Annotated in this window: 20 protein-coding genes; 11 read left to right on the forward strand and 9 right to left on the reverse strand. The window is 74.0% G+C overall.

Annotated features, from left to right (window positions below):
• Positions 1 to 31: 31 nt before the first annotated feature.
• A complete protein-coding gene (locus ACQFYA_RS01535) occupies positions 32 to 928 on the reverse strand; it encodes a winged helix-turn-helix transcriptional regulator (protein ID WP_499120873.1) in 897 nt (298 codons plus the stop codon).
• Positions 929 to 1,062: 134 nt separating this feature from the next.
• Between ACQFYA_RS01535 and ACQFYA_RS01540 the strand changes: the two genes are divergently transcribed.
• Positions 1,063 to 2,382: an MFS transporter gene (locus tag ACQFYA_RS01540; RefSeq protein WP_499120876.1), complete on the forward strand. Its 1,320-nt coding sequence runs from the start codon at positions 1,063 to 1,065 to the stop codon at positions 2,380 to 2,382.
• A 25-nt stretch (positions 2,383 to 2,407) separates the two neighbouring features.
• Here the strand turns inward: ACQFYA_RS01540 and ACQFYA_RS01545 are convergent, their stop codons facing one another.
• Positions 2,408 to 3,553, reverse strand: coding sequence for a threonine aldolase family protein (locus tag ACQFYA_RS01545; RefSeq protein WP_499127401.1), 1,146 nt, complete (start codon positions 3,551 to 3,553; stop codon positions 2,408 to 2,410).
• Positions 3,550 to 4,614 (reverse strand): LacI family DNA-binding transcriptional regulator, encoded by a 1,065-nt coding sequence (locus ACQFYA_RS01550; RefSeq protein ID WP_499120878.1) that lies wholly within the window; start codon positions 4,612 to 4,614, stop codon positions 3,550 to 3,552. Before ACQFYA_RS01550 ends, ACQFYA_RS01545 begins: the two co-directional genes overlap by 4 nt.
• A 134-nt stretch (positions 4,615 to 4,748) precedes the next feature.
• Between ACQFYA_RS01550 and ACQFYA_RS01555 the strand changes: the two genes are divergently transcribed.
• Positions 4,749 to 5,903: a Gfo/Idh/MocA family protein gene (locus ACQFYA_RS01555; RefSeq protein ID WP_499120880.1), complete on the forward strand. Its 1,155-nt coding sequence runs from the start codon at positions 4,749 to 4,751 to the stop codon at positions 5,901 to 5,903.
• Complete coding sequence (locus ACQFYA_RS01560; protein ID WP_499120882.1) at positions 5,900 to 6,988, forward strand: Gfo/Idh/MocA family protein; 1,089 nt, start codon at positions 5,900 to 5,902, stop codon at positions 6,986 to 6,988. Before ACQFYA_RS01555 ends, ACQFYA_RS01560 begins: the two co-directional genes overlap by 4 nt.
• 136 nt (positions 6,989 to 7,124) lie before the next feature.
• Here ACQFYA_RS01560 and ACQFYA_RS01565 read toward each other — a convergent pair whose 3' ends face one another.
• Positions 7,125 to 8,273: a ScyD/ScyE family protein gene (locus ACQFYA_RS01565; RefSeq protein ID WP_499120884.1), complete on the reverse strand. Its 1,149-nt coding sequence runs from the start codon at positions 8,271 to 8,273 to the stop codon at positions 7,125 to 7,127.
• 317 nt (positions 8,274 to 8,590) lie between these two features.
• A complete protein-coding gene (locus ACQFYA_RS01570; RefSeq protein ID WP_499120887.1) occupies positions 8,591 to 9,871 on the reverse strand; it encodes an endonuclease/exonuclease/phosphatase family protein in 1,281 nt (426 codons plus the stop codon).
• 122 nt (positions 9,872 to 9,993) lie between these two features.
• On the opposite strand from ACQFYA_RS01570, the gene ACQFYA_RS01575 reads away from it, so the two are divergent.
• A complete protein-coding gene (locus tag ACQFYA_RS01575; protein WP_499120890.1) occupies positions 9,994 to 10,848 on the forward strand; it encodes a VOC family protein in 855 nt (284 codons plus the stop codon).
• 42 nt (positions 10,849 to 10,890) lie between these two features.
• Here ACQFYA_RS01575 and ACQFYA_RS01580 read toward each other — a convergent pair whose 3' ends face one another.
• Positions 10,891 to 11,661 carry a class I SAM-dependent methyltransferase gene (locus tag ACQFYA_RS01580; protein WP_499120892.1) on the reverse strand — a complete coding sequence of 257 codons (771 nt, stop codon included), beginning with the start codon at positions 11,659 to 11,661 and terminating at the stop codon, positions 10,891 to 10,893.
• Between the two features lie 65 nt (positions 11,662 to 11,726).
• Here ACQFYA_RS01580 and ACQFYA_RS01585 point away from each other — a divergent pair, with 65 nt between their 5' ends.
• The 5 genes from ACQFYA_RS01585 (at position 11,727) to ACQFYA_RS01605 (ending at position 15,382) form a co-directional block, all read left to right on the forward strand.
• A complete protein-coding gene (locus tag ACQFYA_RS01585) occupies positions 11,727 to 12,248 on the forward strand; it encodes a hypothetical protein (protein ID WP_499120894.1) in 522 nt (173 codons plus the stop codon).
• Positions 12,249 to 12,317: 69 nt separating this feature from the next.
• A complete protein-coding gene (locus ACQFYA_RS01590) occupies positions 12,318 to 12,839 on the forward strand; it encodes a histidine kinase (RefSeq protein WP_499120897.1) in 522 nt (173 codons plus the stop codon).
• 106 nt (positions 12,840 to 12,945) lie between these two features.
• A complete protein-coding gene (locus ACQFYA_RS01595; protein WP_499120899.1) occupies positions 12,946 to 13,788 on the forward strand; it encodes a DUF4097 family beta strand repeat-containing protein in 843 nt (280 codons plus the stop codon).
• A 29-nt stretch (positions 13,789 to 13,817) separates the two neighbouring features.
• Positions 13,818 to 14,618, forward strand: a complete 801-nt coding sequence (locus tag ACQFYA_RS01600) for an ABC transporter ATP-binding protein (RefSeq protein WP_499120901.1) — start codon at positions 13,818 to 13,820, stop codon at positions 14,616 to 14,618.
• The gene (locus tag ACQFYA_RS01605) at positions 14,618 to 15,382 is read left to right on the forward strand and encodes an ABC transporter permease (protein ID WP_499120904.1); all 765 of its coding nucleotides are present in this window, start codon (positions 14,618 to 14,620) and stop codon (positions 15,380 to 15,382) included. Before ACQFYA_RS01600 ends, ACQFYA_RS01605 begins: the two co-directional genes overlap by 1 nt.
• A 35-nt stretch (positions 15,383 to 15,417) precedes the next feature.
• Here the strand turns inward: ACQFYA_RS01605 and ACQFYA_RS01610 are convergent, their stop codons facing one another.
• A complete protein-coding gene (locus ACQFYA_RS01610; RefSeq protein WP_499120907.1) occupies positions 15,418 to 16,653 on the reverse strand; it encodes an NAD(P)/FAD-dependent oxidoreductase in 1,236 nt (411 codons plus the stop codon).
• A 107-nt stretch (positions 16,654 to 16,760) separates the two neighbouring features.
• Here ACQFYA_RS01610 and ACQFYA_RS01615 point away from each other — a divergent pair, with 107 nt between their 5' ends.
• Both ACQFYA_RS01615 and ACQFYA_RS01620 read left to right on the forward strand, forming a co-directional pair.
• The gene (locus ACQFYA_RS01615) at positions 16,761 to 17,309 is read left to right on the forward strand and encodes a nucleotidyltransferase domain-containing protein (protein ID WP_499120909.1); all 549 of its coding nucleotides are present in this window, start codon (positions 16,761 to 16,763) and stop codon (positions 17,307 to 17,309) included.
• Positions 17,306 to 17,635, forward strand: coding sequence for a HepT-like ribonuclease domain-containing protein (locus ACQFYA_RS01620; protein WP_499120911.1), 330 nt, complete (start codon positions 17,306 to 17,308; stop codon positions 17,633 to 17,635). Before ACQFYA_RS01615 ends, ACQFYA_RS01620 begins: the two co-directional genes overlap by 4 nt.
• On the opposite strand, the gene kilB is transcribed toward ACQFYA_RS01620, so the two are convergent.
• Both kilB and ACQFYA_RS01630 read right to left on the reverse strand, forming a co-directional pair.
• Positions 17,611 to 18,123 (reverse strand): plasmid transfer protein KilB, encoded by a 513-nt coding sequence (kilB, locus tag ACQFYA_RS01625; protein ID WP_499120914.1) that lies wholly within the window; start codon positions 18,121 to 18,123, stop codon positions 17,611 to 17,613. The two genes, ACQFYA_RS01620 and kilB, sit on opposite strands and share 25 nt — an antisense overlap.
• Positions 18,124 to 18,238: 115 nt before the next feature.
• A complete protein-coding gene (locus ACQFYA_RS01630) occupies positions 18,239 to 18,652 on the reverse strand; it encodes an Hsp20/alpha crystallin family protein (RefSeq protein ID WP_499120916.1) in 414 nt (137 codons plus the stop codon).
• Between the last annotated feature and the right edge of the window lie 50 nt (positions 18,653 to 18,702).

The raw sequence follows: 18,702 nt of genomic DNA on the forward strand, positions 1-18,702 counted from the left end.
TTCCTTCCGCCGGCTCCGGTTCGTCCCGACCCTAGCGCGGAGCTCCGGCCGGTGTCCCGGCACGCAGGTCGCGCACGAGGCCGAGCGCGTCGTCGACCGACTGCGCCGGGTCGGTCACCGGGGCCTGCACGTGCCGGACGACGCCCTCGTCGTCCACCAGCAGCGTGACGCGCTTGAGCCGGTCCGCGCCACCGGCCCGGAACACGGGCAGCCGCAGCGCGGACGCGGCGAGGCCGTCCTGGTCCGACGCCAGCAGGTACGGCAGCTCGGCGTGCGCCGCGAAGGCCGCCTGCTGCTCGGGGTGCTGCGTGCTCACGCCGAGCACCCGCGCACCGGCCGCGTCGAGGTCGGCGTGGCGGCGCCCGTAGGTGACGCACTCGAGCGTGCAGCCGGCGGTGCCGGGCACGTCGCCCCAGCGCGGCGGGTACCCGTGGGTGCCGGGCGCGTACGCGCCGGGGAAGAAGAACAGCGCCGTCCAGCGGTCCGGGTCGACGAGCCGCACGGTGGAGCCGTCGTGGGCGGTCAGCGCGACGTCGGGCACGCGGGTGCCCTCGAGGGCGCGCGCCCGCGCGAGGTCGCCGTCGCCGAGGGCGCCGCTCAGGGTGCCGTCGCCCAGGACGAACCGCGTGCCCCACTCCTGCAGCGCCAGCAGCACCGGGAGCAGCCCCTCGCCGCGCGCGGTGAGCCGGTAGTCATGGCGGGGCGGACGCGCGGAGTACGGCACCTTCTCCAGCACGCCGTGCTCCACGAGGGAGCCGAGCCGCTCGGTGAGGGCGCGGCGGGAGAGGCCGAGCTCGCGGTCGAAGCCCTCGAACCGCGTGACGCCCGCTGCGGCCTCGCGCACGATCAGCAGGCTCTGCCAGTCGCCGACGACGCCGAGGGCCTGGGCGATGCCACAGTCGCTGTCGGCAAGGTCGTCTCGGCGCATGGGGGTCATCCTCCCGCCGGTCCCGGTCGGACGTCCAGGGGCACGGCGTCGTATAGAGTTCCAATCTGGAACTGACTAACGACGGCGACGCCCCGCCTGTTCCCGGGGCGCGCCCCGCGACGAGGAGGTGGCCCGTGGCCACGAGTGCACGGCCGTTCTGGACCTACTGGGCCGCGAGCACCACGAGCGGCGTCGGCACCGCCGTCACGACCGTCGCGCTGCCGCTGACGGCGGTGACCGTGCTGGACGCCGGCCCGGTCGAGACGGGCGTGCTGGCCGCGTCGTCGTACCTCGCCTGGGTGGTGCTCGGCCTGCCCGCCGGCGCGATCGTGCACCGGCTGCCGCTGCGCGCGACGCAGGTCGCGGCGGACCTGGTGCGCGCGGTCACGATCCTCGCCGTGCCGCTCGTGTGGTGGCTGGGCGAGCTCTCGCTGGTCCACCTCGTGCTGGCGGCGCTCGCGGTCAACGTGGCCGAGGTGTTCTTCTTCACCGCCAACACGACCTTCCTGCCCACCGTGGTGCCGCAGCACGAGCTGACCAGCCGCAACAGCCTCGTCTCCGGGACCCAGGCCGCCACCCAGCTCGGCGGGCCCTCGGTCGCGGGCCTGCTGGTGCAGGCCGTGGGCGCCGTGCCGGCGCTGCTGGTCGACGCGGTCTCCTACGTCGTGTCCGCGCTGCTGCTGCGGCGGCTGCCCGAGCGGCGCGAGCCCGCGCCCGGGGACGGCGAGACCCGGCCCGGGATGGGCGCGATGATCGCCGAGGGCTGGCGGTTCGTGGTGCGCCACCCGGTGATGGCGCCCGCCACCTGGTGGGCGTGCGCCGTCAACCTCGTGTGCGGCGTGCAGGCCGGCCTGTTCGCCCTCTACCTCGTCCGCGACCTCGACGCCCCGCCCGCCATGGTGGGCGTGCTGCTCGCCGCCGACGGCGTGGGCTCGCTGATCGCGGCGGCGGCCACGCCCTGGCTCGTCCGGCGGTTCGGCTCCGCCCGCGTGCTGCTGCTCGACGGGCTGTTCGGGTTCGCCGGGGCGCTGCTGATCCCGCTCGGCGCCGGCGGCCTCGGGTGGCTCTGCTTCGCCGTCGGCACGCTCGTGTTCGGCGCGTCCGTGGTGCCGGGGAGCGTCGTGACGCGCACCTACCGGCAGGTGGCCAGCCCGCCCGCCCTGCTGTCCCGCGTGATGGCCACCGTGCGGTTCGTGTCGTGGAGCATGATCCCGATCGGCTCGCTCGCGGCCGGCGTGCTCGCCGCGCACGTGGGCAGCCGGGCCGTGCTGCTCGGCTCCGCGTTCGTCCTGCTGCTCGGGCCCGTCGTCGTGGGCCTCAGCCCCGTGCGGCGGCTGCGGGACCTCGAGGACTACGACGCGGCGCCGGGTTCGTCGGTCGAGACGCGGGGTTCGTCGGTCGAGCCTGTCGAGACCCGGGGCTCGTCGGTCGAGCCTGTCGAGACCCGGGGCTAGGTTTCGACAGGCTCAACCGGCGTTCTCAGCTGCCGAGCGCGTCGGCCGCGGCGGCGACGAACGCGTCGACGGACCCCGGCGCCGTGTCCCAGGCGCACATGAGCCGCACCTCCACGCGGTCGGGCTCCTCGCCGGCGGCCCAGTCGTAGAAGCGGGCGACGGCGCGCAGCCGGTCGGCGGCCGCCCGGGGGAGCGTCGCGAAGACGGCGTTCGCCTCGGTGGGGCGCGTGACGCGGACGCCGTCGGACCCCGGCAGCGTCTCGAGCCCCGCGCGCAGCCGCGCCGCCATCGCGTTCGCGTGCGCGGCGTTGCGGTGCCACAACGAGGTCTCGACGGGCTCGGCCGACGCGGACGGCTCGCCGAGCAGGGCGAGGAGCTGTGCGGAGACGAACCGCGTCTTGGACGCGAGCTGCATCGACGCCTTGCGCAGGAACGGGACCGCGGCGGACGCCGCCGCGCGGGCGCGGGCCGTCGCGTCGTCCGGGGCGTCCTCGGGCCCGAGCACGAGGACGGCCTCGCCGAGCATGCCGCCGTTCTTCGCGGCGCCGAGGGAGACGACGTCGACCCCGGCGTCGGTGGTCAGGGCGCGCAGGGAGCAGCCGAGGGACGCCGCCGCGTTCGCCAGGCGGGAGCCGTCCACGTGCACCGCCATCCCCAGGTCGTGCGCGACATGCGTCAGCGCGCGCAGGTCCTCGAGCGCGTACACCGTGCCCAGCTCCGTCGACTGCGTCAGCGAGAGCACCGCCGGGTGCGCGCGGTGCACGTCGTCGCGCTGCCCGGCCCACCGGGAGACGTCGTCGGGCGTGATCCGGCCGTCCACCGACGGGCAGGCGAGCAGCTTGAGGCCGCCGACCCGCTCCGGCGCGCCGTTCTCGTCGGTGTTCACGTGCGCGACGTCGGAGACGACGACTCCGCCCCAGCGCGGGGAGAGCGCGGTGAGCGACACGACGTTGGCGCCCGTGCCGTTGAGCACCGGGAACGCCAGCGCCCCGGCGCCGAACACCTCGCGCACGCGGGCGTCGAGGCGGGCCGTCCACGGGTCGTCGCCGTAGGCCACGGCGTACCCGTCGTTGGCCGCGACGACGGCGGCGAGGACGTCCGGGTGCGCTGGCGCGTAGTTGTCGGAGGCGAACGGCGGGAGCGGGGTGCGGGGGTCGGTCACGGGCCTCAGGGTACGGGCGCCGCCGGGGTGGACCCCGGGGAGCCGGGCAGGTCGCCCGTGGACTCCCGCCACACGATCCGGTGGATCGGCCTGCCGGGGCCGGGGCGCGGCTCGCCGCGCACGGCGGCGACCAGCCGGCGCATGGCGGTGCGGCCGGCCTCCGGGAAGTCGACGGCCACCGTGGTGAGCGACGGGGTCATGTACGCGCCCATCTCGGCGTCGTCCCAGCCCGTCACCACGAGGTCGCCGGGCACCGACCAGCCGCGGTCCGCGGCGCCGCGCAGCACGCCCGCGGCGAGGAAGTCGTTCCCGGCGATCACGGCCACCGGTCGCGCGTCGGCGGGGATCTCGGCGACCGCGCGGCGGGCGGCGTCCCCGGACCACGTGCCGCCGAGGACGCCGAGGGAGACGACGTCGGGCGTCGCGGCGTCCCGGGCCGCCCGCGCGACCGACGCCAGGTACACGTCGCGCCGGGCGCGGGCGGAGGCGTACTGCTCCGGGCCGGCGACGTGCACGAACCGGCGGAACCCGGCGGCGACGAGCGTCGCGACGAACACCTCGACGGTGCTCGCGTCGGCGAGGTCGCCCAGCGTGCGCATCTGCCCGTCGAACGCCGCCTCGGCCACGACCGGCGTCGCGGCGTCCGCGGGCCCCGTGCCGGACGGCTCGGACAGCGCCGCGGGCAGCACGGGCACGAGCGTGAGGATCCCCTCGTACTGGCGGCTCGCCGCGAGGTCGAGCACGCGGTCGGTGCGCTCCTCGACGGTGCCGTCGATGCCGTGGGTCTCCATGACGTAGCCGGCCGCCTCGGCCACCTCGGCCGCGCCGGTGAGCAGGCGCAGGTGGTTGTCGAGCGTCGGCCCCGTGATCACGCCGAGCCGGCCGGACCGCCGCGTGCGCATGGACCGCGCGGCGAGGTTGGGGCGGTAGCCGATCGACTCCGCGACCTGCAGCACGCGCTCGCGGGTGGCGGCCGAGATCGTGCCGCGCCCGGTGAGGGCGTAGGACACGGTCGCCTGGGACACCCCGGCGAGGCGCGCGACGTCGCGGCTGGTGGGTGGGTTCGGCACCGCCACAGTATTGCCCTCCGGCTCGTTCGCCCGACTCGTCCGCTTGACATGTCCGCGGGTCGCGACCACGCTGGGTGATCGTTCACATGATACGTATCATGCCAGTCACCCAGTGTCGTTCCACCGGAGGAACCATGCTCACCATCGGGATCGTCGGCACGGGCGGGATCGCCCGGGCGCACATCGACGGATACCAGCGCTTCGGCGAGGAGTGCGAGATCGTCGCGCTGTGCGACCCCGCCCCCGGCCGGGCCGAGGCCCTGCGCGCCGAGCTCGGGCTCGAGGGCGCGCGCGTCTACGACGACGCCGCCGCCATGCTCGCCGCCGAGCGCCTCGACCTCGTCAGCGTCGCGACGCCGCCGTCCACCCACGCCTCCCTCACGATCGCGGCCCTCGAGGCCGGCGTCGACGTGCTCGTCGAGAAGCCGATGGCGCCCTCCCTCGAGGAGTGCGACGCGATGATCGCGGCCGCGAAGGCGAACGGGCGGCTGCTGTCGGTCGTCGCGCAGAACCGCTTCCGCGACGACATCGCCACCCTCAAGGAGGTGCTGGACTCGGGCCTCGCCGGCCCCGTCACGCACGCCCAGGTCAGCTCGGCGTGGTGGCGCGGCACCGAGTACTACGACCTGTGGTGGCGCGGCACCTGGGAGAGCGAGGGCGGCGGCTGCACGCTCAACCACGCCATCCACCACCTGGACATGACGCTGTGGATGCTCGGCTCGCCGAAGGCGGTCACGTCGGTGCTCACCAACGCGGCGCACGAGAACGCCGAGGTCGAGGACCTGTCCGTGAGCGTGCTGCAGTACGACCGGGCGCTGGCCGAGGTCACCGCCTCGGTCGTGAGCCACGGCGAGGAGCAGGCCATCGTGGTGCAGGGACGCGACGCGCGCGTCTCGCAGCCGTGGAAGGTCGTGGCCGAGACGGCGAACCCCGCCGGCTTCCCGAGCAAGGAGGGCGACCCCGAGCGGGTCGCCGCGATCGAGGCCGTCGCCGCGGCGCACCGCCCGCTGGAGCACACGGGCCACGCGGGCCAGATCAGCGACATGCTCGACGCCGTGCGCGAGCGCCGTCGTCCCGCCGTGGACGGCGAGGACGGCCGCCGCGCCATCGAGCTGGTGACCGCGATCTACGAGGCCGGCGTCGAGCGCCGCACCGTGGACCTGCCGCTGAGCCCTGACGACCCCTTCTACCGCACCGGCACCCTCGTGGAGCGGGCGCCGCACTTCTTCTCCAAGACGGCGTCCGTGGGCGAGCTGCCCGGCGAGATCACGGTGGGGGCGAAGGCATGAGCGCGAACCCGACCGGCGGCGCGAGCGGCGCCGCGTACGCGCCGGAGCCGGTGCCCGCCCCCGTGGTGGAGCAGGGCGAGTTCGTCTTCGCCGCGACCAGCCTCGACCACGGCCACGTGTTCGGCATGTGCGAGGGCCTGGCGGGCGCGGGCGGCACGCTCAAGTGGGTGTACGACCCGGACCCGGCCAAGGTCGAGACGATGCGCAAGAAGTTCCCCGACGTGCGGGTCGCGCGCAGCGAGGCCGAGATCCTGGACGACGACGAGGTGCGCCTCGTCGCGGGCGCCGCGGTGACCTCCGAGCGTGCCCCGCTCGGCCTGCGGGTCATGGAGTCCGGCAAGGACTACTTCACCGACAAGGCGCCGCTGACGTCGCTCGAGCAGCTCGCCGCCGCCCGCGAGGCGACGGACCGCACGGGCCAGAAGTACGCCGTGTACTACTCCGAGCGCATCCACGTCGAGGCCGCGGTGCTGGCCGAGCAGCTCATCGACCGCGGCGCGATCGGCCGCGTGCTGCAGGTGATCGGGCTGGGCCCGCACCGGCTCGGCACCCGCCGCCCCGACTGGTTCTTCGAGAAGGAGAAGTACGGCGGCATCCTGTGCGACATCGGGAGCCACAACTTCGACCAGATGCTGCACTACGCGGGCGCCAAGGACGCGGAGATCAGCCACGCCGCGATCGCGAACTACCACCACCCGGACCACCCGGAGCTGGACGACTTCGGCGAGGCCGGCATCGTCATGGACAACGGTTCCACCGGGTACCTGCGCGTGGACTGGTTCACGCCGGACGGCCTGAGCACGTGGGGCGACGGCCGCACCGTCATCCTCGGCACGGACGGGTACATCGAGCTGCGCAAGTACGTGAACGTCGGCACCGGCGAGGGCGGCGGCCACGTGTTCCTCGTGGACGGCAAGGGCGAGCACCACCTGGTCGCGAACGGCCAGGTCGGGTTCCCGTACTTCGGGCAGCTCATCCTCGACTGCCTGGAGCGCACCGAGAACGCGATGACGCAGGAGCACGCGTTCAAGGCCGCCGAGCTCAGCGTCCTCGCCCAACGGCAGGCGCGGGTGCTCACGCCCTGACGACTCGTCGGTCGAGCCTGTCGAGACCCCGCAAGGGTCTCGACAGGCCGAACCGCTGGTTGAGCCTGTCGACACCAGGTATCGACAGGCTCAACCAGCGGGATGCCGACAGGCTCAACCAGCGTTGCTGCGGGCGTCAGCGATGCCCGTGGTGGTGCTTCGCGTGCAGGTCGATGCTGACGAGCCGGCCCTGCGGCGGGTCCGTCGGCCCGGCCGTCGGGTCGAAGGCGTTCGCCGTGGCGAGCAGGCCCTTGCCGGACCACTCGACGGCGCCCGGTGCGGCGATCTCGAGGACGGTGCGACCGCTGCCGTGCCGCACCTTCGAGATCTCGCCGCCGAACATCTCGGCGACGTAGACGTCGCCCTGTGGCGAGACGGCGAGGTTGGTGGCGCCCGCGAAGCCCTTGGCGAGCTGACGCGTCGAGCCCCACCACGGGTTCACCGTGTAGACGGCCCCCCGCGCTCCGAGGCTCGGGTCCTCCGGCCCGCCCGGCAGGGTGGTCACGTAGAGCTGGCCGCGCGGGCCCACCTCGACGTCCGTGGGCACGGGCTCGAACCAGTACGTCCGGCCGACCGCGCAGTCGGGGAGCCCTGCCGCGGCGGCGGCCGCGGCGGTGACACGGGTGGGCTGCGCAGGCAGCACCGCCACCGTGCGGACCTTGCCGCGCTCGCTCACCGAGACGATCGCGTTCATGCCGGCGTCCGCCACGTACGTGGTGCCGTGCTTGGTCGTGGTGGCGTACGGGTGCGAGTCCTGGATGCCCGTGTACTTCGCCGGCATGTCCGCCGGGAACTGGTCCAGGCACGACTTCGGGGCGTACCGCAGGCCGTAGGTGACGTTGCCGTCCGGGTTCGTCCGGTTCTCGTACGCCCGGAGGTTGGCGAGGGTGCGTGCCTGCCCGGTCGGGTTGCCCCACCTGTCCAGGCGGAGGGTCTTGATGCTGGACGCCACCGGGCCCGCCATCGGGTCGATGAGGGTCTCGGTGAAGGTGAGCTTCCGGTCGCGGTAGGACACGCCGCCGACCTCCTCACCGTTCGCGGACTGGTACACCGTGGACGTGCGGCCGCGCCGGTCCACCTCGGTGAGCATGCCGGCGAAGTTCTGCGTGACGTAGGAGGTGCCCCTGGCGCCGACCGCGGTGCTGAGGGGGCTGACGAGGCCGGTCGCCACGTCGGTGACGGTCGGGGGCTTCGGGGTGGGCTTGTCGCCGTGGGCGAAAGCGGGGCTCGCGGCGAGCAGCAACGCCGTCGTTGCTGCGGCCACCGCGGTGGTGACGCGTCTCATGGGTGCTCCAGGTGCCGCCCGGCTCCTGAGACGGCGCGCCCGGAAGGGCGTGGCGAACGGGCCGGGCTCGAGGGAAGTGCGGGCCGACGAGGACGTCGACGGTGGCGCGCGCCGGGGGAGGCGGTGCGTGGCGACCGGCTCCGTGCCGGACGGTTCGGCTGCCCTCGGTGAGCACGTCACGCTCGGCGGTGAGCACAGCACTCACCACACTGCACCCGGTCGCGGGGCGGTCGCCACACGCGGGCCGGGTCGGAGCGGGTGAGAAATCTGGATGGATGCCCAGGTCAGCGGCCTGCGACGGTCGTCGCGGGCGACGGTCAGCGGGTCGCGAGGTCCACCCAGACGAGGCGGTGGTCGCTCGACGGGAACGGGTACACGCCCGTGAGCCGCGACAGCGGGTCGGCCTGCGCCGGCCAGAACACGCCGGCGTCGCGCACCCGCTGCCCCTTCGACGGCAGCACGTAGTCGGCCCGCAGGTTGCCCGGCGCGGTGTCCGCGAAGTCCGCCGTGTCGAGGGCCGGGTCGCCCAGGTGCGCCGCGTTGGCGCCGCCCTGCAGCGTCGCCGCCTCGACCCCGCCGTCCGACGTCGGGCGCGGGTCCGTGATGCGCGGGTGGTCGAGGAGCTGGTCGATCGCGGCGTCCACCGAGTCGCCGTCGAGCGGGTCGGCGTTCTGGTCGCCGAGGATCACGAACCGCTCGCCCGGCTTCAGGCCGCCGCGACGCCCGGCGTCGTCGTACACGTACCGCGAGGCGTGGCCCGGGGTCACGTAGTCGGCCCAGAACCGGATCTCGTCGTGGTTGCGGCGGCCGTTGCGGTCCTCCGGGCCGTCGAAGGTGGGCGGCGTCGGGTGCGCGGCCAGCACGTGCACCGTCTCGCGGCCCACGCGCACCGGCACGTCCCAGTGCGACTTGCTCGACAGCCGCACGACGTCGAGCTCCTCCGGCGTGAACCAGTCGCCCGGCTCGGGGGTGGCAGGGTCGTCCGGCAGCAGCGCGCCCGGCATGTCCTTCCACAGGAAGTCCTGGAACGTGCGGACGTTCCGGGTGTCGATCGGGTACTTCGAGAGCACGACCATGCCGTACTGGCCCTCGAACTCGCCGAAGCCGAACGCGTCGTCGCCACCGCCCACCGTGCCGTCGTTGTTCAGGTCGAAGCCGCTGGCCACCCCGGTGTTCGACGGCGCGGTGTACGCGTAGCGGTAGCGCACCGGGTCGGCGCCGCCCTGGGGCACCTCGAGGTAGTTGTCGCGGAAGAGGTCGACGCTCGCATGGGCGTCGTCGTAGTCGAACTCGTTGAGCAGGACGACGTCCGGGTCCGCGCGCTGGATGACCTCCGCGACGGTGCGCGCCTGGGCGTCGTCGCCGGTGGACAGGTCCTGCGTCAGCTCGCCCTCCGTCGCGCGGTTCAGCGACAGGTTGTACGTCGCGACGCGCAGCGTCCGCTCGTGGCCGTGCCCACCGCCGTGCCCGCCGCCGTGCCCGTGGCCCCCGCCGTGGGCGCTCGCGGCGAGCGGCGTCACGACCAGGCTCGCCCCGACGGCGAGGGCGGTCGCGACGGCGACGGACGGGCGGCGGACGGCACGACGGCGAGGGTTCATGTCGTCACGGTAGGGAGCGGGGAGCCCGCTGGGAAGGGGTTCGGGGCGACCTGTGGATGAACGGCCGGTGTCGAGGTCCGGCCCGCCGGGCGCCTGTCGGTGGCGGGGCGCAGGGTGGGCCCATGGCGCACACCTACCCCCACGGGGTCCCGAGCTGGATCGACCTGGAGGTGCCCGACGTCGACGCGGCGATCGCCTTCTACGGCGCGCTGTTCGGCTGGTCGTTCACCGAGAAGCTGCCGCCCGCCGCGCCGGGCCGCTACGTCGTGGCGTCGGTCGACGGGACGGACGCCACCGCGGTCGCCGCCCTCGCCACGCCGGACCCCGCCGCGCCCGCCGCGGACGGGACGTCGTGGAACACCTACCTCGCCGTCGACGACGCCGCGGCAGCGGCCGCGCAGGTCGCCGCGCTGGGCGGGCAGGTCGTGACGCCGCCCGAGCCCGTCGGCCCGCCGGGGGCGGTGGCCGGCACGATGGTGCGCTTCCGCGACCCGCAAGGTGCCCCCGGTCGGCTGTGGCAGGCGGGCACGCGGCTGGGCGCCCAGGTGGTCAACGCGCCGGGGACGTGGAACTTCAGCGACCTGGTGACGCCCGACCGCGACGCCGCGCTCGCGTTCTACGGACCGCTGCTCGGCTGGGAGGTCGACCCGGAGCTCGCCGTCGGCATGGCCCGCGTGCCCGGGTACGGCGACCACCTGGCCGCCACCTCGGACCCGGACATCTACGAGCGCCAGGCCGGCTTCACCCCGCCCGGGTTCGCCGACGCCGTCGCCGGGATCGAGCCGACGGACGGGCCCGCGCACTGGTCGATCGCGTTCGCCGTCGCGGACCGCGACGCGTCGGCGGAGGCCGCGACGCGCGCCGGCGGCACGGTGGAGACCACCGACGACAACGACTGGGTGCGCGCCGTCACCGTGCGCGACCCGTTCGGCGCGCGGATCGTGCTCTCGCAGTTCGCGCCCCGGCAGGGCGGCTGAGCCGGGTCGACCGGGTCGACCGGGTCGACCGGGTCGACCGGGTCAGGGCCGGCGTGCCCGCACCCACATCACGGGCGTGTCCATGAACGTGTCCCGCCCCACCTCGCGCGCGTCCTCCAGGCCCGCGTCGGTCAGCAGGCGCTGGATGCCTCCGTCGGCGTTGTCCGCACGGTGCTGGTTCGCGCCGATCTCGTGGTTCCCGTGGCCGCCGTGCGCACCGTGGTGATCGCCGTGCCCGCCGCCGTGTCCGCCAGCGTGCCCGCCACCGTGGCCGGGCGCGTCGAGGTCCGCGACCGTGACGTGGCCGCCGGGGCGGAGCACGCGCGCGAGCTCGGCCGCGAACCGTCGCTTCTCGTCCATCGGCACGTGGTGCAGGGCGAGCGACGACAGGACGTGGTCGACGCTCCCGTCCGCCGCCGGCAGCCGGTCGGCGAACCCGCGCACCAGCGTGAGCGACCCGCGCCGCCCGACCCGCCGGCGTCGCGCCTTGCGCGCGGCCCGGCGCAGGGCGCCGCCGTCCGGGTCGAGGCCGGTCACGGCGGCGTCGGGCACCGCCCGCAGCACCGTGAGGGCGAGGTTGCCCGTGCCGCAGCCGACGTCGAGCACGTGCTGCCCGGCGGTGATGCCCGCCAGCTCGATGGTGCGGCGGTGCAGCCGGCCGGCGCGCCGCCACCAGCTCTGCACGTCGTACCAGGGCATCTTCCACGCGCTGCTCATGCCGGGCAGGTAGGCGCGGTCCGCCTCGTCGGGTCGCACGTCGTCGAAGAGTCGGACGCCGAGCGTCGGGGCGTTCTCCGGGCGTTGCTGGCTCACGACGCCCACGCTATCCGCCGCGCGACCCGTCGAGGTGCCGTCGCGTGGCGTGGCAGGGTGGCGGGATGACGACGGTCGCGCAGCTCCGCCGGGCCGCCCTCGCACGGCCGGAGACGGCGGAGAGCACGCGCGTCGGCACGGTGGCGTTCACGGTGCGAGGCAAGGGCTTCGCGTCGGTGACGAAGGACGGCGTCGTCCGCCTGCACCTGGCCGCGGAGGACGTCGACGCGGCGCTCGCCGAGGTGCCGGGCGCGGAGCCGTCGACGCGGGGGGACCTCGTGCTCGGCGCGCGGCTACCGCTGGCCGCCCTCGACGGGCAGCAGCTGAACCACTGGGTGCGACGCGCGTGGTTCGTCCGCGCGCCGAGGCGGCTCGCTGCGGCTGTCGCATCGGCCGATGCCGCGGCGCCGGGGGAGGTGGGGGACCTGCCCGCCGCGATCGGGCGGCCCGCGACGCGCGCCCTGGCCGGTGCGGGCCTCACGACGCTCGCCGCCGTCGGCGACCGGTCGGACGCGGAGCTGCTCGCGATGCACGGCGTCGGGCCGAGGGCGGTGCGCATCCTCCGGGAGACGCTCCACACCCGGTGACACCACGTCGACGACATTCGTGACACCAAACCCCTTGCACTGACACCATGGTGGTGTCATAGTGAAGCCATGGACCTCACGAGATATGTCGACGACCTCCAGCACCAGCTCGCCACCGCGGCCGCTGCCGGCGGGGACGAGGCCCGTGAGCTTGCCGGCCGCCTGACCGCCCCGCTCGACGCCGCGGCCCGCCTGGTCCTGCTCGAGGCGCTGTCGAACGCGGCCGGGGAGATCTCCGCGGAGCTCGCCCCGGGCTCGGTCGACATCCGCCTCCGCGGCGGGTCGCCCGAGTTCGTCGTCACCGCACCCCGCCTGCCTGCGGAGACGCCCGCCGCGGTGCCGGTCGCGGACGAGGCTCCGCCCGCCCCCGCCCCGGAGGCCGAGGGTGGCGCCACCACCCGCACCACGCTCCGCCTGCCCGACCACCTCAAGTCCCAGGTCGAGGTCGCCGCCGCCCGCGACGGCCTCTCCGTCAACACGTGGCTCGTCCGCGCGGTCGCCGCCGCGCTCGAGCAGTCCACCGGACGCCCGGCCGCGCAGGCCCGTCCGCAGCAGCGCGGCTCCGGCCGCGTCACCGGCTGGGTGCGCTGACCAGCCTCGCCGGTCGAGCCCGTCGAGACCAGGTCTCGACAGGCTCGACCGGCGGAACCCGCCGTCCCCCCTGACACCACGCTGACACCACCGATGGAGCCCTGTCATGCCCACTTTCCCCGTCTCCCAGCCCGTCCCGGTCGTCGTGGACGTGCCCTTCGCCACCCTGCACGTCGTCGCCGGCGACCGTGACGACGTCGTCGTCACCGTGCTCCCCTCCGACCCGTCGAAGTCCGGCAGCGTGCGCGCCGCCGAGGACGTGCGGGTCGACCGCGACGGCGACGCGATCACGATCAGCTACCCCTCGTCGTGGAAGCAGTACGTGCTCCCCTTCGCGTCCGGCACGGCCGACATCACCGTCGAGCTCCCCACGGGCTCCGCGCTGCGCGGCAAGACCGGCTCGGTGTACGCCGAGGGCACGCTCGGCGCCGTCGACATGACGCTGTCGGCCGGCGAGGCCCGGCTCGACGACGTCGAGCGCCTGGACCTCAAGGTCTCCGCCGGGTCCGTCGTCGTCGGCCGCGTCGACGGCACCGCGGACCTCAAGGTGAGCGCCGGCTCCGTGCGCGTCGGCGAGCTCGCCGGCGACGGCACGATCCGCGCCACCAACGGCACCACGACCGTCGGCTCCGTCACCGGCACCCTCGAGGTGCACGGGGCGAACGGCGACATCGCGGTGAGCCGCGTCCGCGGCACCGTCACCGCCAAGTCGGCCCACGCCGGCATCCGGGTGGACGTGCTCGAGTCCGGGAGCGCCACCCTCACCACGTCCTTCGGCTCGATCGAGGTGGGCGTGCCCGAGGGCACCGCCGCCTACCTCGACGTCGCGTCGGAGCACGGCTCGGTCCGCAACCACCTGACCCCCACCGAGGGGCCGGTCGCGGACGAGGCCACCGCAGAGATCCACGCCAGCACCGGCTTCGGCGACGTCGTCGTCCGCCGGCCGTGAACACACCTGAAGGAAACGGAGTACCGGCAATGACCACGGAACAGTCCACCGAGCCCGCCGTCCGGGTGCAGGGCATCACGAAGTCGTTCGGCGACCTGCACGTGCTGCGCGGCGTCGACCTCGACGTCGCCCGCGGGAGCATCTTCGCGCTGCTCGGTTCGAACGGCGCCGGCAAGACCACGCTCGTGCGGATCCTGTCGACGCTGCTCAAGGCCGACGCGGGCACCGCCGTCGTGCACGGGTTCGACGTCGCCGCGAAGCCCGGCGACGTGCGCGAGTCGATCAGCCTCACCGGCCAGTTCGCCGCCGTCGACGAGGTGCTCACCGGGCGCGAGAACCTCGTGCTCGTCGCCCGGCTGCGGCACCTGGCCGAGCCCGGGAAGATCGCCGACGACCTGCTCGCGCGGTTCTCCCTCACCGAGGCCGGCGGCCGCCGGGCGGGCACGTACTCGGGCGGCATGCGGCGTCGGCTCGACATCGCGATGAGCCTCATCGGGAACCCGCCGATCATCTTCCTCGACGAGCCCACCACCGGCCTCGACCCGCAGGCGCGGATCGAGGTGTGGCAGACCGTCAAGGAGCTCGCCCGGGGCGGCACCACCGTGCTGCTCACCACGCAGTACCTCGACGAGGCCGAGCAGCTCGCCGACCGGATCGCGATCCTGCACCAGGGCACGATCATCCAGAACGGCACCCTCGCCGAGCTCAAGGCACTCCTGCCGCCCGCCGAGGTCGAGTACGTCGAGAAGCAGCCGTCCCTCGAGGACGTCTTCCTCACCCTCGTCGGCGCCACCCCCGCAAGCCCGAGCAGCACCGGAAAGGAATCCTGATGACCACCGCCGTCCTCGGCGACACCCGCGTCCTGACCGGGCGGTCGCTGCGCCACATCCTCCGCAGCCCCGACACGATCATCTCCACCGCGGTGACCCCGATCGCACTGATGCTGCTGTTCGTCTACGTGTTCGGCGGGGCCATCGACACCGGCTCCGGCGAGTCGTACATCAACTACATGCTGCCCGGCATCCTGCTCATCACCATCGCGTCGGGTGTCGCGTACACGTCGTACCGGCTGTTCCTCGACATGCAGGGCGGCATCGTGGACCGCTTCCAGTCCATGCCGATCGCGAGGTCGAGCGTCCTGTGGGCGCACGTGCTCACGTCGGTCGTGGCGAACATGGTCTCCGTCGCCATCGTCATCGCCGTCGCGCTGATCATGGGTTTCCGCACCGGGGCGTCCGTGGGCGCCTGGCTGGCGGTGGGCGGGATCCTGGTCCTGTTCACCCTCGCCATGACCTGGCTCGCCGTGATCGCCGGGCTGTCGGCGAAGACCGTCGACGGCGCGAGCGCGTTCAGCTACCCGCTGATCTTCCTGCCGTTCATCAGCTCGGCGTTCGTGCCCACGGACACGATGCCGGCGCCGGTCGCCTGGTTCGCCGAGCACCAGCCGGTGACGTCCATCGTCGACACCGTGCGGGCCCTGTTCGCCGAGCAGCCCGTCGGCACCGACATCTGGGTCGCGCTGGCCTGGCTCGTCGGCATCCTCGCGGTCGCCTACGGCTTCGCCATCGCCGTCTACCGGCGCAGGATCGGCTGATCACCCCGGCCGAATCGAGCGTGCTGACTTTCTCCTCACACCGTCTCTTCGAGGAGAAGGTCAGCACGCTCGTCGCGTTCCGGGCGGGTGGCCTCGCGCCGACGCGGGTCGGTGACGAAGGACGGGAAGGTGACCGAACCGGGCCGTCGCGCCTCCCAGGTCAGCTGCTTCACGGTGCTCCAGCACACGAGCTCCTTGAGCCACGCACCGAGCCGGCCGCCCAGGCGGCCGCCGAGGAACACCCGCACCGGGACGTCGTCCCGCCCGGCGAACTGGAACAGCCCCGCGCCGCGGCCGAGGCTGAGGCACTGGCCGAGGAAGCCGACCGCGAGCGGCGCGGGACCGGCGCCCGCGAGCCGCGCGAGGACGGTGTCCGCCGCCACCCCGCCGAGCTGGCCCGCCGCCTGGCAGCTCATCCGGAACGGCAGGTCCGACGGCGCGGCCGCGTCGCCGGCGGCCACGATGCGGTCGTCGTCCACGCTGGTCAGGGTCTCGTCGGTGCGCAGCCGGCCCGCCGCGTCGGTGCTCAGGCCGCTGCGGGTGGCCAGCCCGCCCGCGCGGAACCCCACGGTCCAGATCGTGACGTCGCTGGGGACGTGGCGGCCCGAGGGCCCGTCCGACCCGCCGAGCTGCACGGCGTCGGGCGTCACGGCCGTCACGGTGGCGCCGGGCCCCTCGAGGATCGTCACGCCGAGCCGCACCAGCCGGTCGGCCACCGCCGCCCGGCCCTTCGGGTGCAGGTACGGGCCGAAGACGTCGCCGGCGACCAGTGTCACCTCACGGCCCTGCTCCGCCAGCTCGGCCGCCGTCTCGATGCCCGACGGCCCGGCGCCCACCACGACCACCCGCGCCTCCGGCCCGGCGGCCGCCAGCGCCGGGGCGAGCCGGTCCGCCTCCTCCAGGCTCGCGATCGGGAAGGCGTGCTCCGCGGCCCCCGGCACGGTCGGCGCGGCGCTGGCGCTGCCGACCGCGTACACGAGGTGGTCGTAGCCGAGCGTGCGGCCGTCGGCGAGCTCCAGCCGGCGGGCCGGGGCGTCGATCCGGTCCACCTCGGCGACCTCCAGCCGGACGCCGGCGGCCAGCACCTCCCGGTAGTCCACGACCGCGTCGTCCGAGCCGGCGACCCGCTGGTGCAGGCGGATCCGCTCCACGAACGTCGGTCGCGCGTTGACCAGCGTCACCGCCACGTCGTCGCGCTTCGTCAGCCGGTTCGCCGCCATCACACCGGCGTACCCGCCGCCCACCACCACGATCTCGGTCCTGTCCGACATCTCGTCTCCTCGGTCGTTCGTCTCGCGTTCGGTTGCTCACCGTGACGACGAGACGCGGGGTACCGGTGTGACGACCGTTTCGATAGCATCTGCTATCGGAGGTGCTGATGACCCAGGACGACGCGGACGGATCGGCCGTCGAGAGGGCCTTCGCCGACTATCTCGGCGCCTTGGCGGACCGGGCCTCGGCACTCCGCCTCGAGGCGCGGACGACCCTGGAACGAGGCGCTCGGCAGGGGCAGGGCCTCGGCTGGAGCCAGCGTCGGATCGCCGACGCTCTCGGCCGGAGCCAGCCCGAGGTCAAGAGGCTGCTCGACCGAGCGGGACCCGACCAGCTGCCAGCCGGTTCCGCCGGCGCGCCCGCGCGCAGGTCTGCCCTCGACGAGGTGCTCCGGGTCCACCGGGACGACATCGTCGCCGCTGCCGCGCGGCACGGCGCCCGGCGGGTGCGGCTCTTCGGGTCGGTCGCCGAGGGGACCTCGGCCGCGAACTCTGATGTCGACCTCCTTGTCGACCTCGACGACGGTGTCGGGCTCTTCGCGCTGGGTGCGCTCGAGGTCGAGCTGGAAGGTCTCCTCGGTCGCCCGGTCGACGTCGTTCCCGAGAGATCGCTGCGACCCGCCGTGCGGGAGTCCGTCCGCGCGATACCTCTGTGAAGCGCACCGACGCCCAGCTCGCGCGCGAATCGTTGGAGCACCTCGCGATGCTTCAGCGTCACGTCGCAGAGGGATCCTGGGACGCGCAGATGACCGTCGACGCGGTGTGCCTTCGCCTAGCGGCCGCCATCGACAGCGCGTCGCGGCTGAGCGAGAGAGGCCGTGCGGAGGCGTTCGGGGACGGCTGGCCAGCGGTCTGGGCGACCCGCAACCGCATCGTCCATGGCTACACGGCGGTGGACGGTGAGATCGTCAGGGCGACGGTAGAGAACGATCTGGGTGCCTTCTGGGCCGCGCTCGATCACCTGATCGATCGTCCGGACTGATCGGTGTGCGCGCGGACTGGCCCGGCCGGATCAAGGTCGCGTCCGGCCGCGCGGACGAACTCCCGGATTCGTGCATGGGTCGAATCGCGAACCGCCTCGACCTCGCGGCGCGAGCTGGCCGGCTTGAAGGCGTTCATGCTGACGAAGAGCGACTCCGCCTGCTGGACGATCTCATCGGAATCTGAGAGCAGCTGCAGGCGGAACAACGCCTGCTGAGTGATGTCTCGCTGTCGGCGTACCTCGTGGTCGTGCTCAGGAACCGGTGAATCGTCGTGCTGGTATCGCGCGTACCAACGGTCGATCTGTCCGCGCCTGTACCTGGCGAGCGCCCCCGCATACTCGGCGCAGGCGAGCAGGCGTTCCTGTCGGAGCTTCTCCAGGCGGGCGACCTCTCCCGCTTCGATGACGCTCTTTCTTTGGAACCGGTGCTGAAAGAGGACACCGAGGAGGGTTCCGACGACGGCTACAGCGGCGGCGACTGCTTCCATGGTTCATGGAGATAGCACGTCAAGCCCTCTGTGCGCCTCCTGATGGTCGACACGACGACGGCGCCCCGGTCGCGGGTGCGACCGGGGCGCCGTCGAGCGGTGCGTGATCCGTGGATCAGGCGGTGGTGACCTCGATGCGCTGCGGCGTCGTGCCGGTGAAGACACCGACGACGGTGACCGTCAGGACGCCCGCGTCGTAGGCAGCGCGGACGGCGTCGCCGTCCACGGCCTTCGGCAGCGTGACGACGCGGCGGAACGAGCCGAAGCGGACCTCCGAGATGCGGCGGCCCTCGGACTCCTCCGAGCGCTGGTCCTTCCGCTCGCCGCGCACGACGAGCTTGCGGCCCTCGACCTCGACGGTGACGTCCTCGGCCGGGTCGATGCCCGGCAGGTCGAGGCGGGCGACGAGGTCCTCGCCGTCGCGGTACACGTCGGCGGCGGGCACGGGGCCCTCGGTCGCGAGGCGCGGGGTCCACAGGTCGCGGAGCCACGCGTCGGCGAACGGGGTGCGGGTCAGGGTGGTGGTCATGCTGTCCTCCTCCAGGTGGGTGCTGCTGACGGGTACAACTTGAGCCACCC

Origin of the sequence: Promicromonospora sp. Marseille-Q5078 (genome assembly GCF_050315395.1) — a bacterium.
GTDB lineage: Bacteria > Actinomycetota > Actinomycetes > Actinomycetales > Cellulomonadaceae > Isoptericola.

Coding starts and splice junctions, on each gene's coding strand:
- ACQFYA_RS01555 (WP_499120880.1), top strand. CDS start 4,749: ATGCTCACCATCGGGATCGTCGGCACGGGCGGGATCGCCCGGGCGCAC.
- kilB (WP_499120914.1), bottom strand. CDS start 18,123: ATGGAAGCAGTCGCCGCCGCTGTAGCCGTCGTCGGAACCCTCCTCGGT.
- ACQFYA_RS01560 (WP_499120882.1), top strand. CDS start 5,900: ATGAGCGCGAACCCGACCGGCGGCGCGAGCGGCGCCGCGTACGCGCCG.
- ACQFYA_RS01535 (WP_499120873.1), bottom strand. CDS start 928: ATGCGCCGAGACGACCTTGCCGACAGCGACTGTGGCATCGCCCAGGCC.
- ACQFYA_RS01610 (WP_499120907.1), bottom strand. CDS start 16,653: ATGTCGGACAGGACCGAGATCGTGGTGGTGGGCGGCGGGTACGCCGGT.
- ACQFYA_RS01600 (WP_499120901.1), top strand. CDS start 13,818: ATGACCACGGAACAGTCCACCGAGCCCGCCGTCCGGGTGCAGGGCATC.
- ACQFYA_RS01605 (WP_499120904.1), top strand. CDS start 14,618: ATGACCACCGCCGTCCTCGGCGACACCCGCGTCCTGACCGGGCGGTCG.
- ACQFYA_RS01615 (WP_499120909.1), top strand. CDS start 16,761: ATGACCCAGGACGACGCGGACGGATCGGCCGTCGAGAGGGCCTTCGCC.
- ACQFYA_RS01590 (WP_499120897.1), top strand. CDS start 12,318: ATGGACCTCACGAGATATGTCGACGACCTCCAGCACCAGCTCGCCACC.
- ACQFYA_RS01595 (WP_499120899.1), top strand. CDS start 12,946: ATGCCCACTTTCCCCGTCTCCCAGCCCGTCCCGGTCGTCGTGGACGTG.
- ACQFYA_RS01565 (WP_499120884.1), bottom strand. CDS start 8,273: ATGAGACGCGTCACCACCGCGGTGGCCGCAGCAACGACGGCGTTGCTG.
- ACQFYA_RS01575 (WP_499120890.1), top strand. CDS start 9,994: ATGGCGCACACCTACCCCCACGGGGTCCCGAGCTGGATCGACCTGGAG.
- ACQFYA_RS01570 (WP_499120887.1), bottom strand. CDS start 9,871: ATGAACCCTCGCCGTCGTGCCGTCCGCCGCCCGTCCGTCGCCGTCGCG.
- ACQFYA_RS01630 (WP_499120916.1), bottom strand. CDS start 18,652: ATGACCACCACCCTGACCCGCACCCCGTTCGCCGACGCGTGGCTCCGC.
- ACQFYA_RS01585 (WP_499120894.1), top strand. CDS start 11,727: ATGACGACGGTCGCGCAGCTCCGCCGGGCCGCCCTCGCACGGCCGGAG.